Origin of the sequence: Agrobacterium bohemicum (assembly GCF_001562555.1) — a bacterium.
Lineage (GTDB): Bacteria > Pseudomonadota > Alphaproteobacteria > Rhizobiales > Rhizobiaceae > Agrobacterium > Agrobacterium bohemicum.
In genome coordinates this window covers 1-11,916 of the sequence record NZ_KQ961040.1, presented here as the reverse complement: position 1 = coordinate 11,916, position 11,916 = coordinate 1, and the positions used below count along the sequence as shown (strand labels likewise).

General features: G+C 56.6%; 12 protein-coding genes and 5 pseudogenes. 8 read left to right on the top strand and 9 right to left on the bottom strand.

The window, feature by feature from the left end; genetic code table 11:
• Positions 1 to 339: 339 nt before the first annotated feature.
• The 4 genes and pseudogenes from ATO67_RS21910 to ATO67_RS21895 all read left to right on the top strand — a co-directional run bounded on the left by ATO67_RS21910 (position 340) and on the right by ATO67_RS21895 (position 3,879).
• Positions 340 to 1,221, top strand: coding sequence for an NmrA family NAD(P)-binding protein (locus tag ATO67_RS21910; protein ID WP_067653964.1), 882 nt, complete (start codon positions 340 to 342; stop codon positions 1,219 to 1,221).
• Positions 1,222 to 1,295: 74 nt separating this feature from the next.
• Positions 1,296 to 2,126, top strand: a complete 831-nt coding sequence (locus ATO67_RS21905) for an aldo/keto reductase (protein ID WP_067653989.1) — start codon at positions 1,296 to 1,298, stop codon at positions 2,124 to 2,126.
• Positions 2,127 to 2,367: 241 nt separating this feature from the next.
• Positions 2,368 to 2,605, top strand: a pseudogene (locus ATO67_RS23665) (acyl-CoA dehydrogenase); the annotation flags it as partial.
• A gap of 161 nt (positions 2,606 to 2,766) precedes the next feature.
• Positions 2,767 to 3,879 carry an acyltransferase family protein gene (locus tag ATO67_RS21895; protein WP_067653961.1) on the top strand — a complete coding sequence of 371 codons (1,113 nt, stop codon included), beginning with the start codon at positions 2,767 to 2,769 and terminating at the stop codon, positions 3,877 to 3,879.
• A gap of 11 nt (positions 3,880 to 3,890) precedes the next feature.
• Here ATO67_RS21895 and ATO67_RS23660 read toward each other — a convergent pair whose 3' ends face one another.
• Together ATO67_RS23660 and ATO67_RS22715 are read right to left on the bottom strand one after the other, a co-directional pair.
• A complete protein-coding gene (locus tag ATO67_RS23660) occupies positions 3,891 to 4,088 on the bottom strand; it encodes a hypothetical protein (protein ID WP_082760390.1) in 198 nt (65 codons plus the stop codon).
• Between the two features lie 114 nt (positions 4,089 to 4,202).
• Positions 4,203 to 4,425 (bottom strand): annotated as a pseudogene (locus ATO67_RS22715) (SDR family oxidoreductase); the annotation flags it as partial.
• Positions 4,426 to 4,498: 73 nt separating this feature from the next.
• Here ATO67_RS22715 and ATO67_RS21890 point away from each other — a divergent pair.
• Positions 4,499 to 4,651, top strand: a pseudogene (locus ATO67_RS21890) (non-homologous end-joining DNA ligase); the annotation flags it as partial.
• A 287-nt stretch (positions 4,652 to 4,938) separates the two neighbouring features.
• Here ATO67_RS21890 and ATO67_RS21885 read toward each other — a convergent pair.
• Together ATO67_RS21885 and ATO67_RS21880 are read right to left on the bottom strand one after the other, a co-directional pair.
• Positions 4,939 to 5,238: a type II toxin-antitoxin system RelE/ParE family toxin gene (locus ATO67_RS21885; RefSeq protein WP_067653957.1), complete on the bottom strand. Its 300-nt coding sequence runs from the start codon at positions 5,236 to 5,238 to the stop codon at positions 4,939 to 4,941.
• Positions 5,235 to 5,478: pseudogene (locus tag ATO67_RS21880) on the bottom strand (type II toxin-antitoxin system ParD family antitoxin). The gene ATO67_RS21885 and the pseudogene ATO67_RS21880 overlap by 4 nt, the downstream one beginning before the upstream one ends.
• A 137-nt stretch (positions 5,479 to 5,615) precedes the next feature.
• Here ATO67_RS21880 and ATO67_RS21875 point away from each other — a divergent pair.
• Positions 5,616 to 5,768: pseudogene (locus ATO67_RS21875) on the top strand (nuclear transport factor 2 family protein); the annotation flags it as partial.
• Positions 5,769 to 5,967: 199 nt separating this feature from the next.
• Here the strand turns inward: ATO67_RS21875 and ATO67_RS21870 are convergent.
• Positions 5,968 to 6,921: a LysR family transcriptional regulator gene (locus ATO67_RS21870; RefSeq protein ID WP_067653956.1), complete on the bottom strand. Its 954-nt coding sequence runs from the start codon at positions 6,919 to 6,921 to the stop codon at positions 5,968 to 5,970.
• A gap of 94 nt (positions 6,922 to 7,015) precedes the next feature.
• On the opposite strand from ATO67_RS21870, the gene ATO67_RS21865 reads away from it, so the two are divergent.
• Positions 7,016 to 7,975 carry an MBL fold metallo-hydrolase gene (locus ATO67_RS21865; RefSeq protein WP_067653955.1) on the top strand — a complete coding sequence of 320 codons (960 nt, stop codon included), beginning with the start codon at positions 7,016 to 7,018 and terminating at the stop codon, positions 7,973 to 7,975.
• A 592-nt stretch (positions 7,976 to 8,567) separates the two neighbouring features.
• Here ATO67_RS21865 and ATO67_RS21855 read toward each other — a convergent pair.
• Positions 8,568 to 9,485 carry a YeeE/YedE thiosulfate transporter family protein gene (locus tag ATO67_RS21855; RefSeq protein ID WP_157940876.1) on the bottom strand — a complete coding sequence of 306 codons (918 nt, stop codon included), beginning with the start codon at positions 9,483 to 9,485 and terminating at the stop codon, positions 8,568 to 8,570.
• A gap of 103 nt (positions 9,486 to 9,588) precedes the next feature.
• Entirely contained in the window at positions 9,589 to 10,110 is a 522-nt protein-coding gene (locus tag ATO67_RS21850; protein WP_067653987.1) for a YkgB family protein, read from the bottom strand.
• Between the two features lie 82 nt (positions 10,111 to 10,192).
• On the opposite strand from ATO67_RS21850, the gene ATO67_RS21845 reads away from it, so the two are divergent.
• Positions 10,193 to 10,705: a MarR family winged helix-turn-helix transcriptional regulator gene (locus ATO67_RS21845; RefSeq protein WP_067653952.1), complete on the top strand. Its 513-nt coding sequence runs from the start codon at positions 10,193 to 10,195 to the stop codon at positions 10,703 to 10,705.
• 191 nt (positions 10,706 to 10,896) lie between these two features.
• On the opposite strand, the gene ATO67_RS23755 is transcribed toward ATO67_RS21845, so the two are convergent.
• Both ATO67_RS23755 and ATO67_RS23750 read right to left on the bottom strand, forming a co-directional pair.
• Complete coding sequence (locus ATO67_RS23755) at positions 10,897 to 11,319, bottom strand: FMN-binding negative transcriptional regulator (protein ID WP_280940039.1); 423 nt, start codon at positions 11,317 to 11,319, stop codon at positions 10,897 to 10,899.
• 38 nt (positions 11,320 to 11,357) lie between these two features.
• A complete protein-coding gene (locus ATO67_RS23750; RefSeq protein ID WP_067653950.1) occupies positions 11,358 to 11,576 on the bottom strand; it encodes an FMN-binding negative transcriptional regulator in 219 nt (72 codons plus the stop codon).
• Between the last annotated feature and the right edge of the window lie 340 nt (positions 11,577 to 11,916).

The window sequence follows — 11,916 nt, the reverse complement described above, 5'->3', positions numbered from 1 at the left end:
CATCCGCGGCCCGCACGAAATTGCCCGCTTCCATCACCGCCCCAAAAACGCCGACCCCGGTCAGCAGCCGCGTGTCGAAACTCATGCCCTCTCTCCGCCGCAAGATCGGTCTTCGCCGCCTGTCTCGTCATGATGATTTGAAGTCATCTTATCTTTGATTTTAATGCGCGTGAATCATCTTTCTTCGTCCCGTAGGTACTTCCTCAGCGCCGCTGGCGCCAGCGGCGTGCCGGAACCGCAGAAATCTCCGGCCTTGCAGAGCTCTACAGCACATTCGGGCGCGGCCTCTACGACGGCCTCGCCTGATCCATTCCCAACCTCAAAACCAGGAGACATATCATGTATGCGATTACAGGAATTACCGGCAAGGTCGGCGGCGCGCTGGCGAAAGCCCTGATCGATGCCGGAGAACCGGTCCGTGCGGTGCTGCGCGATCCCGCCAAGGCGGAAATCTGGCGCAAGCGCGGTTGCGAAATCGCCTTTGCCGACATGCGCGACGCGACACAGTTTGCCGCCGCGTTCAAGGGCGCGACTGGCGTCTTCATCCTGCCGCCGTCGGAATTCGATCCGGCGCCCGGCTATCCGGAAGCGGCAAAACAGAATGAGGTGCTGACGACCGCTCTCCTTGCCGCCCGCCCCGAAAGGGTCGTCTGCCTCTCCACCATCGGCGCCGATGCGGACGTGGACAATCTGTTGAGCCAACGGACGATGCTGGAAGAAGCCCTCGGCGAGCTCGATCTTCCAGTCACCTTCCTGCGGCCCGGCTGGTTCATGGAAAATGCGGCCTGGGACATCGCCTCGGCCCGCGACGAAGGCGTGCTGCACAGCTTCCTCCAGCCTGCCGACAAGACCTTCGCCATGGTCGCGACGCAGGATATCGGCCGGCTCGCCGCAGATCTGATCCGCGAGCGATGGATTGGTAAGCGGGTGGTAGAACTGGAAGGCCCCGCTCGGGTCTCACCCAACGATCTCGCCAATGCCTTCGCGTTAGTGCTCGGGCATCCGGTGCGGGTGGAGATCGTTCCGCGGGCAAGCTGGGAGGGCCTGTTCCGTGCCCAGGGTACGCGTCACCCGCAGCCGCGCATGCGTATGCTCGACGGTTTCAACGAAGGCTGGATCGACTTCAAGGACGACGGCGGAAACCGTGTCAGGGGCACGACGTCACTTGAGCAGCTGATCGAAGCGCTGGTCCGGCAGGCGGCGGCAAGCGAAACTGCCTGAGCCCGCCGGGAGAACCGGCGGCGGACGGCTTCTGCCTCTGCTGCCGCGTCCCTCGCAACTCGAAAGGAATGATCATGGAAACGATTGAGACTCACGGTGTCGCGATCCCCCGGCTAGGACTGGGGACTTTCCGGATGCCGGGCGATGCCGCCCGACCGGTGGTCGAAAGCGGCCTTGCCCTCGGCTTCCGCCACATCGATACCGCCGCCATGTACGACAATGAAGCCGCCATCGGCGCGGCGCTCGCGGCCTCCGGCATAAACCGCACGGACCTCTTCGTCACCACCAAGGTCTGGCACGACAAGCTCGCCCCCGATGCCCTGCGACGGTCCTTCGACACGAGCCTTGGTAAGCTTCGCCTCGACCATATCGATCTCTTCCTCGTCCATTGGCCATCGGGAAACATGAACATGAGCGCGACGCTGGACGCGATCACCAAACTGAAGGAGGAAGGACTGGCGCGGGCCATCGGCGTCTGCAACTTCAACCTGCCCATGATCCGGTACGCGGTCGAGGATATCGGCGCCCCCATCGCCGTTCATCAAGTGGAATATCATCCGTTCCTGTCACAGACGACGATGCTGGATTATCTTCGCCGCAAGGGAATTGCGATGACCGCCTATGCGCCGCTTGCGCAGGGCCGGGCGGCAAAGGATCCCATCCTCGCCAGGATCGGTGAAAAGCACAGCACCACCGCAGCCCAGATCGCTATAGCCTGGCTTCTGGATCAGGAAAACGTCATCACTATCCCCAAAGCCGCTCGCCCCTCCAGCCAGCGCGCCGATCTCAATGCGCTCAACATTCACCTCGACGACGAGGACCGCGCGGCTATCGCAGCTCTGCCGAAGGACCTACGCTACGTTGACCCGCCTTTTGCTCCAGACTGGGAGGCTGCAACGTTCTGAAATGCAGGTTTTTTAATCTCGGGTTACGCTCGTGATACCCCTCGATTTAGCCAAGCCATATCCGCTTGTTGGAGCCAAAGCTATTGGTGGGACGACCGAAATACCGGCGCAATGCCGTCGTCGAGCATGGGCCTCCGTGGGCATCTAGCACAATGGCCAACATCATCGCCTTGAAGCGAGGTGAACTTAGGACACCTAGATAAGCACTGTCCTCATCTGGACCAAGGATTGATTACTTTCAGGCCAGGTGGCCGCACTTCTCCTGCCGACATCGATCTCGCGGGATGTCGATGCCGGTTTTCCGATTGGCACCGACGCTTTTGCCCTGCGACATGGCGTCATCGAAAACGCCGTAACTATAACAGATCTCGCTCTTGAGTTTGGTGGAAACCGAGGACTGCGACGAGATTATAATCTCGAGCGCCCATGCACCGCAAAGCCACGTGATCCGCTCTATGCTCGGGCAAAACACCGTCAAACGTTTAGTGCGCGAGGTCGAACTCTCTCACAACGTGCTACAAGGTTTTTCTACATTGATGACGGCAGAGCCTCCAGAAAAGCGCGCAATGTGATATGCGTCATGAACCGGTTTCGCTTCCACGCGTTTGATCCGTTCGCGTTATGCCTTTCAGGATCATAAATGACAGATACTCACGTCCCGCAACGGTTTGTGCTGCTCGATGGAGTACGGGGGCTGGCGGCGGTTGCGATTGTGCATCGGCATGCTGAAGTCTTTTTTGGCAGACCGGAAGCATCGAGCTATCTGGCTGTGGACTTGTTCTTCGCGCTCAGCGGTTTCGTGTTGGCTCACGCCTACGGCGAGCGGCTTGCGAACGGACAAATGAACCCGCTAAACTTCATGAAGGCGCGGTTCTTAAGGCTATATCCGCTTTATGGTTTAGCGCTGCTGTTGATGACAGCCTTCTTCGTCTGTCTGTATTTCCTCGATCTACCGACTCCCATTGATGATCTTCACCGGAAGGTACAGCCTACAGAACTGGGTTTTGCCTTGGTAACTGGGCTACTGTTTTTACCGGCCCCCTTTACGCTCACGCTCAATGGTGCGCTGTTTCTGGTCAGCCCCGCTTGGTCGCTGTTCAATGAACTGGTGGTCAACATCGCCTATGCTCTCAAGGGCGCTCGCGCGCAAGTGAAGACAATTGGCGTCATTTTAGCGTTGAGCGCATGTTTCCTTATCATCGCAGCCATCCATTCTGGGAAGCTTCATCTCGGTTTTCGATGGCACGAGATGTATGCAGGCATGGGAAGAGTATTCTTTTCGTTCTTCGCCGGTGTGCTCATTTATCGCTTTCGCAGTCAAACAATCAAAACTCGCCCGGCGCTGGCCGTGATGTGTCTGTCAGCAGTTGCTCTGTTACTGTTTCTGCCCGTCACCGACGAAATTCGCCCGATATTCGACGTCGTCATCGTGTTGCTTGTCTGGCCAATCCTCTTAAGTGTCGCGTCCGCAATCGAGGCGGGCGGCTGGCTTGATCGGGTTTTGAGCTTTCTGGGAACTGCGTCTTACGCAGTCTACGTGCTGCACATCCCAATGCTTGCGTGGACGGTATTTCTCGTGCCCCGTGCCAGTGACGCAGGCTGGGCAATCCCGGCGGGCCTGACCTTTATAGTGGCAACGGTCTGCATCTCATATGCTTTGACCGTATACTTCGACCAACCCCTGCAAACACGAATGAAAAAGCGCCTGAAAACCAGCTCCGTGAGCAACGTTGTTCAAGCGCCTTGGGTCTAAGCTGTTTTGGCTTACGCCGCGCCAGCGGGGTCACCTATCGGCAAAAGAGCAGGATTAAGCGTAGGATCGTTTGGATTTTTGCTATCGACCGGATCTTGAACGGGAGGTGTCGGAGGCTTTTCCTGAACACGGTCTGGAATTCCGGAATTTGATGTCGGGCCTCGTGGTGAGGATCCGGGGTCCGTCGGGAAATTATCGTTATTAGGCATGTTCCACTCCTCGTTGGGGTCGTGCATAAATAACCCGCACAAGTCACAGGGGTTCCCGAGATTATGAGAGCCATACGAGACACCGCATCGCCGGAGAGCGAATACGGGCCGTTTTCAGGGCGGCAGAAGCCGGAAATCTGCAGCTTCCGGGGACAGTTGCCCGCCATCTACTACGATTGTTGTGCCAGCTATGTAGCTGGCATCATCTGACGCGAGAAAGAGGAAGGCGTTGGCGGTCTTTTGGTGAGCCGACGCGGCCAAGCGGGATGGAAACTTTCATATTTTCGATAGAGGCAGGGCTTCTATGCAGTTGGACGGCTTCTACCAATTTGTACCCTGATCGGTGGATAGCGGGGACAACATGCCCGTCGTCACAATGTTATTAAGGTTTTTCTGATGAACTGTCGCGAATGACAAAGCCTCCCAGATCAAAGCCGCTCCTTCGTGAGACCGAAGCCCCGATCCGCTCGAAGCCGCGCCGCAAGCGTAACCCGGCTCAGCCGCAGCTGCTTTTCGATCCCATGCCTGGCCGCGTTGAGCCGGCTCTGGCGCAATTAAAGGCAAAGCGGGAGGTCAGACGGGTTCTGCGAGAACGCGGTCTCGACAAATAAGACGGGTTGTGCGGCGCAGAGGGTTGCGGTTCATTGAGGCACTGAACAGCGGTTCTGTTGCAGACGGTAAGTAGACGCGTTGTTACTTCGTCCTGTGGCCATCCATGCGGGAGCTCTAAGGTTCATCTTCATCAATGCTAAACGACTATGGGATGGCTGATCTGCGCGATGACGCTTGAGACACACACGGTAGCCGCTTAGCTCGGCATTAGCGCGTGAGGTCGCCCAGATTGGCCCGCTTACATTATGCCGAACAGGATGGCGCCATAGTCGGTGTCCCCATGCAGGATATGGATGATGACCACCTTCGCGGCTTCGACGCGGTGGAAGATCAGGTAGCTGCCATGAACGCGCAGACGGATACCATGGTGGTGGTAGCGGGGGACGGGGGCGAAGCTGTTCGGAGCATCCATGAGATCCTCGCAATTGCTCCGCAACTCTCGAACGAATGACAGGGCGCTTTGGGGATTGCCTTGAGCGATATAATCGGCGATCTGCTCAAGGTCATTTTCCGCCTCGCTGTAAAACTCAAGGATCATCCCGATTTGTCAGCCATCGCACGGTATTTAGCGTCGAGACGGTCGAAGACATCGCTCGCCGACTTCGTTCGTCACATCTGCAACGGCGCGCATGATGGAAGCCGCGGCAAGCCGGGTTTCGCGGTCCTGGACCAGTCAAACGCCCTCACTCAGGACTTCGCTTTTCGAGCCATAGCGACCTGTATCGACGAATTGCTGGATATAGCTTTCGAGCTGCTTTCCCAGATCTTCGCTGATCATGCGGTCCTCCATCTGATGTGATATAGACATCTGATGTGATAGAGACAAGATAGGTTTTTTATCAATTATTATCAAGAATGATCGTCTTCTCTCTTGCTGTCAGCGTCGGCCATTCCTGCGTCAGCAGTCTACCTGATGCCGTCGCTGTCGAGGTAATCCAGACCGTATCTGATCTCAACGGCCAACCGCTGGACGGGCAAACCCATGGCCTGAAGGACAAAACCGTGACGCACATCTTCCGTATGGAGGGCGAAAAGATCGTTCGCTTCGATATCCGGGATGCCCTGTAAGAATTGTACAAAACTACGCCGAGGTGTCCACAACCGGCGTAAAGCGGCTATCGCATTGAGATCGCATCACAATGCTACAGGTCATCTTCCATCGCGCCGCCCGATTAGGCTCAACGAACTAAGTATCCTGGTGTCGAGGACTGCTCGTTCGAATCCCTCAACACGAAGACGTTTGAACATGTTGATCTCTATTCCACGGTCACGCTGCGATATCTGCGACGCTGCTCCGGTTCGTCCTCAGCATCGCCTCACGGATTTGGCTTCGCAACCATGCGCAGCCAAGATCGCTGTCCATCTGGAGCGGCCAGACCATTGCCACGGGTGGAAAAGAAAGCGCCAATGGCACCGGGCTGACCTCAAGCTCCAGCAGCGGTCCGTAACGGAGCGCAATGCGCGATGAGACGGTAGCGATCACCGCAGATGAACGCGCCGTGGCCAATATGGACATAAAATCGGGTGCTGCCGCAACAACTTCCAGTTCTGCACCTACATGCCCCAGCGCATCCTTGACGCAGCCATGAAGGCTGTCGGTTTGGGAAATGACTGCGTGTTGCGCGGCGATATAGGCATCGAGGCCCACCGGATTGGAAAGCTTCAGCAATTTTGGATTAAAACAGCACAACACGCTGGATTGATACAGCGGTTCGCAGTGGTGCCGTGAGTCAGGCAGATAGCTACACCCTACGGACATATCGATGATGCCCGCATCGAGCATTGCGTCTATCTCCTGCGCATCACCACCGCGGGCCAGAATACGGATGCCCGGCGCGATATCTCGCAGGCGCGCCGTCAGATCAGGCAGCAGCAGCAGTTCTACCTCGCTGGAAAGTCCCAGCCGGAATGTGCGTTGCTCGGTGGCCGGATCGAATGCATCCGCCATCAACACGGCCGCCTGCGCCTGCCGCAATGCCTGCCGCACCGGACCGGACAAGTTGAGCGCACGTGCCGTCGGCTTCATCACCTGACCAACACGAATGAAAAGCTCATCCTGAAACAGCGTGCGCAGGGTGGATATATTGTGGCTCATGGCAGGTTGCTGGATTTTCAATCGCTGCGCCGCACGTGTCACGCTCATCTCTTCCATCATTGCATCGAAGGCAACGAGAAGATTGAGGTCAAAAGAGCGCAGATTGAAATGATCGATGACATGCATGATTGGTATCGATTTGATTGCTGACTGAGGCAGTCTTAGCTGTTGGGCAGAAACTTACAAGCCGTTCCGCACTCATCACCCAAGGAGCAAACCCATGCCATCTCGTCGTTCCATTCTCAAAGGCGCTGTATCCGGCCTCATTGCCGCACCCTTCATCGCCCCGTCGATCGCCTTTGCCAAAGCACCTTATGCCGCTGTTCAGGCACCCGGTTTCTACCGGCTGAAAATCGGCTCTGCAGAGGTGACGGCCCTGTCGGACGGCACCGTTGCTCTGCCGCTGGCCAAGCTTTACACCAACACCAGCGAACAACATGCGCAGAGCGCGTTGGAGGAAGCCTTTCTGCCGGAAATCGTCCCAACTTCCGTCAACGCCTTTCTGGTCAATACGGGTGAGCGACTTGTACTGATCGACGCAGGCACCGGTGCTTATCTTGGGCCTTCTCTCGGCAAACTCCTGGCCAACATTGAAGCATCCGGTTACAAGACGGATGATATCGATGATGTCATCCTCACCCATATACACACCGATCATTCCGGCGGGTTGATGCGCAACGGCAAGCGCACATTCACTAACGCGACCTTGCGGGTCAGCGAGCGGGAGGCCAAATTCTGGCTGAGCGCGGAAAACGCCAAGGCAGCGGTCGGCATCGTCAAGCAGCACTTCGGCGAGGCGGATCAGTGCGTGACACCTTACGTAAAAGCCGGAAAATTCGAAACCTTCGCGGATAACGCAGCGCCGGTTCCGGGTCTTGGTTCCATCCTCTATGCGGGACATACGCCAGGCCACAGCGCCATCACGCTCGAAAGCGAAGGCCAGAAGATCGTATTCTGGGGCGACATCACCCATGGCGATATTCTGCAATTCGATGAACCCGGCATAGCAATCGAATTCGATATCGACCAGAAGGCCGCCATTGCCGCGCGCGACATCGCGTTCAGGCAGGCGGTGGAAGGCAAATATCTGGTAGCAGGTGCACACATCGCTTTTCCGGGCATCGGCCATGTCCGCAAGGACAGCACGAATTACGACTGGTTGCCGGTCAACTACGCGTAGTTTTGCGGCAGGCTGTCGTATGTCTTCGGGCGATCATGGGATCGCCCGAACTGGCCCAGATAGCCTCTTCGCCCGTAGTGATGAGTATCGTTTCGCCATGGCTCCTGCCGAGAGCTCAACGTTCCGACGGTTTCATCGCCAGGATTTTTGTTATTGCAATCTGTTTGTCGCAGCGATGCGCGGCGCCCGCTATAGTATCGACCACGGCGCGGCACTCATTTGCGCCTGTCGCGAGCAGCTCGCGGAACGAATGCGGGAGACTGACCACAGCATCCCGGCGATCACAGCGGTCGGGTTTCTGTCCAGCTACACCTTCCCAGATGGGTGGGTCCCGATCTTGAGCAACTGATTGGCAGTGTGCTTGCCTGCGGTCTGCGAGACTAGGCCGACACGATCCCATCAGGCCCTGACAGCGTCCCGGATGTGGTACTGTCGCCAAGTGTTCAACAATAAAACGTACTGAAGGGATTGGCTCCAAGCGCCAATGGTCGCCTAGCGCTTCGTGAACAAGGTCTTCGCCATCGGTATGTTAAAGCAATTGATCTCGTCGCCAAAACTTAGTGCAAGATATGAATTGCGCAAAGCGCACAGTTCAATGGACATTGAAGCGTGGCACCATGATCAGCAGGGCAACGATCGTGGCAAGAAGGATTCCATAAGCCAGAAAAGCCGAGGGGCTACCGGACGGTATACCTTGTAGGACTAGGCTGTCATTGCCTCCGGGTATCAAGGCGCTGCCCGCTCCCATCAGCAGCCCCCCTGCAAATCTGTCTCGCACCGCAGCGAACCCTGGCGGTTCAACCCTGAACCGTCCGCGAAACAAACCGTTCGCGATGCTTCCCGAGATGAGTCCGATTAGGCCGATGACCGTCAACCAGTCGGAGGCGCCGATATACCTCAACGCATGCATCCATGGCCAAGGTTGATGGAGGGCTCCTACAAGAGCCCCGACCAATCCGATAACGCCCATCAGGAATGACAGCCTCAAAATTACACGAAGCGGCCGTCTCCACAACGCAAAGCGTAACACAATGAGACCGGGTAGACCGAGCACGACAAGGAGTAAGGCATTTTCAGGAACGGGCGTTTGCTCCGGTAAAGCCGTTGTGCCTGGTCCAATTGCGTCAAGGAAGCGAAATGCAAGGTATGCCCCCGCTCCAGTCAGAAGAAATTCGGCTCGGCCTTCCCCAAGACGTGCAATCGAGCCGAATGCACAGCCGCCGTTGATGGTCGCCCCCGCTCCGAACAACACGGCCCCAAGGCATAAAGGACCCAAAGGACCCCACTGCGGAACAGCCATGTCTGGCGTCAGTAGCCATGCAACAAGCAATGCCCATAGGCCGCATTCGAAAAACCCGAGCAACCCGTCTGCCCTTCGATCCCTTATAAGTTCGGACATGGCACGAACGGCACAGGTGGTACCATGCTGAATGGCGACACCCAGCAAGAACGCTCCGGCAAAAAGAAGTGCCGCGAGACCTGGAATGGTAATGCCTTCGAAATATGTCATCATTGATCCAGGAGATGCCTCGCGATAAGCGCCAGGGCTTCAAGAGTTCTGTGTAAGGGACACCCATTGACTCGAAGGATGCAGTCCTGTTCGCGATGCGGTCTCAGCTCAGCAAGGCTTGGGCTCTGACGCGTGCAAGGCTTTCGCCGAGAATGAAAATGCTGACGCCAAGCAGCGACACATCTTTGAGCAGGAACTGGCCGACCGGATTGATCCAGGGAAAGCCACCAAGTTCCGCGTACCAGATCGGCAGTGCGAACATGACCGAGACCGTGGTGAGAAACGTCAGTGAACCGATCGCACCACCGAGGACTCCTGCGCGCGCCGACCAGGGAGAAGCGATCAGCAGGAGTGCGGTTGAAATCTCAGCAGTCCCCAGGAGGGCCGTCGCACCTACCTCGCCGAAGGCTGGATAGAGCCACGAGAGCCATGGTGTATTGGTTATAAGGGGTTTGAGGGCATCGACCTCGACCTGTGTGTATTTGAGAACGCCTATCAGCAGAAGCGGCAGCACCACTCCGGCAAGGGCAACGCCGCGCCCGATTTTTGTAACAGTGGCGGCGGGGACGATGCGATCGACGCCAAGAATGGCGCGGTCGGCGATGGATGTAATTCTCTGTTTCATATCTGTATCCTTCCAATTTGTATGCATGAAGCATATATTATTTTCACTTGATGTCTATGCGCCACGCATATATTAATTCGGCATGAATGAAAAAAAGACAGAGAATGTAATTGGCGCGCTGGTTTTAGGTCTGGCTGACGCAGTCTTGCGCCAAACAGAAAACCTGGCTCCCGAGAAAGGGCAGGCGGCGGCGGCGATCGCGCTGTTGCGGCACGAACCGGGTATGCCCATCGAACAATTGCGTCGTGCGCTCGGCCTTTCGCATTCTGCCACGGTCCGCCTTGTCGATAGGCTCGTCGCGGATGGCCTTGTCATGAGGCACGCGAGCGAAAGCGACCGCCGGGCGGTCGCTCTTCATTTAACGGACGCCGGGAACATCAGCTGCGATGCTATTCTGTCCTCACGCTTTGAGCGCATCGCAAGAGCACTGGATGTTCTCGATCCGCTCGAGCGGGAGACCTATCGCTTGCTGACGGAAAAACTGCTCGCGAATTTCGTCGAGGACCTTGATCATGCTTATTCGGTGTGCCGACTTTGCGATCTGAGTGCTTGTCCGAACTGCCCGGTGGCGTGCAGCCTGAAAGCAAAAGCATGACACACGCGCTGCGACGTAAATTGCGTTTAACACGTTTATTCCACTGCCTGATCCGTTCCTTGTGAATGAATTCCAAGGCGTGCGAATGCCGCATCGATTTTTGCAGCATTCGCATCATTCTGCGTCGCCCACTCTGCCACGCGGAGCCAAAGCAAGGCTCGCGCACAAGCTCAGTTGATCTTCTACCATCGTCAACGTTTCAACGCGCGGAGAAGCGATTGAAGAGACTTAGACGTGCCATCGTAGCCACTAATAAGATGAGCCATGTTTTCGTCTGCCAGCACGTTACGCGCTCGCAACCCCTCGACGATGCCATGCCTGTCTTCCGGGACGTCGCCGTGTGAAAGCTTTACGGTCATATCGAAGCTGGCTATTTCGAGCCGATATCCCTGGATCAGCTTTCTCCATCCTTCCCATAGATCAGCGGCCAGCTCCTCCGTCCGCCATCCGCCCTTCGGTTCGCTTGCACTCACAAGGTCTTTGATCTGGCGCTGCAGAGCAACGTCGTCCATGAACTCAAGTCGCCCATGCATGATCAGGCTGATGTAATTAAAGGTCGGCGCCGTCCTGCTGCGATCCGAACGTGGACTCGGAAAGCTCGAGCTGAACCAAATGGGCGATATTGCTGCGCCGGGTCCCTGAACCAGGATCGTTACGGCGTGCCAACCGTCATGTCGCGGGCGATCGGATTTGCCTTGGCCAGATGGAATTCAAGTGCCCCCGCTGGCGCGTTCCCAGGTCGGAAGGTAAGCGGCGCGTGGGCGATACGTGGCCCTTCGGCTCCGTTGATGGATATGGCAGCAAATGGAAATGTTTCCGTCAGGGCCTGAATCAGTGCCGGATCGGTGTGCTTGTATTCGGCATAGTGCATGTTCTATCCTCGTCTAATTTTCGGGGAATTCTTCTGAACCAGATTGGGTGCTGCAATCAGGTGAGGCTAAACGACTGCCTTCGCTGTGATAGCGGGTCATCATACTTTCCGTTCAGTCGGGATTACCCAGCATCTATCTGTCGACCAATGGATTCTGTGGCCGCGCAAATTCTTGAAAGTGTGCTGTCGTTTGGCAGAGAAATCTCAAAGGCCGCCGGCGCTATTCTTGAGGAGTTTTTCCCCCAAGATCGCAAGACCGATCCCTAGTTGTTTAGTCCCAGAGTGTGATGGTGTATCGTTATCACGATCACGGAGGGAAACTCTATGGGCCAATTTCTTC

Bases quoted from the DNA above. Each gene is read 5' to 3' on its own strand.
- ATO67_RS21910 (WP_067653964.1), top strand. From the start codon at position 340: ATGTATGCGATTACAGGAATTACCGGCAAGGTCGGCGGCGCGCTGGCG.
- ATO67_RS21905 (WP_067653989.1), top strand. From the start codon at position 1,296: ATGGAAACGATTGAGACTCACGGTGTCGCGATCCCCCGGCTAGGACTG.
- ATO67_RS21895 (WP_067653961.1), top strand. From the start codon at position 2,767: ATGACAGATACTCACGTCCCGCAACGGTTTGTGCTGCTCGATGGAGTA.
- ATO67_RS23660 (WP_082760390.1), bottom strand. From the start codon at position 4,088: ATGCCTAATAACGATAATTTCCCGACGGACCCCGGATCCTCACCACGA.
- ATO67_RS21885 (WP_067653957.1), bottom strand. From the start codon at position 5,238: ATGATCCTTGAGTTTTACAGCGAGGCGGAAAATGACCTTGAGCAGATC.
- ATO67_RS21870 (WP_067653956.1), bottom strand. From the start codon at position 6,921: ATGCATGTCATCGATCATTTCAATCTGCGCTCTTTTGACCTCAATCTT.
- ATO67_RS21865 (WP_067653955.1), top strand. From the start codon at position 7,016: ATGCCATCTCGTCGTTCCATTCTCAAAGGCGCTGTATCCGGCCTCATT.
- ATO67_RS21855 (WP_157940876.1), bottom strand. From the start codon at position 9,485: ATGACATATTTCGAAGGCATTACCATTCCAGGTCTCGCGGCACTTCTT.
- ATO67_RS21850 (WP_067653987.1), bottom strand. From the start codon at position 10,110: ATGAAACAGAGAATTACATCCATCGCCGACCGCGCCATTCTTGGCGTC.
- ATO67_RS21845 (WP_067653952.1), top strand. From the start codon at position 10,193: ATGAATGAAAAAAAGACAGAGAATGTAATTGGCGCGCTGGTTTTAGGT.
- ATO67_RS23750 (WP_067653950.1), bottom strand. From the start codon at position 11,576: ATGCACTATGCCGAATACAAGCACACCGATCCGGCACTGATTCAGGCC.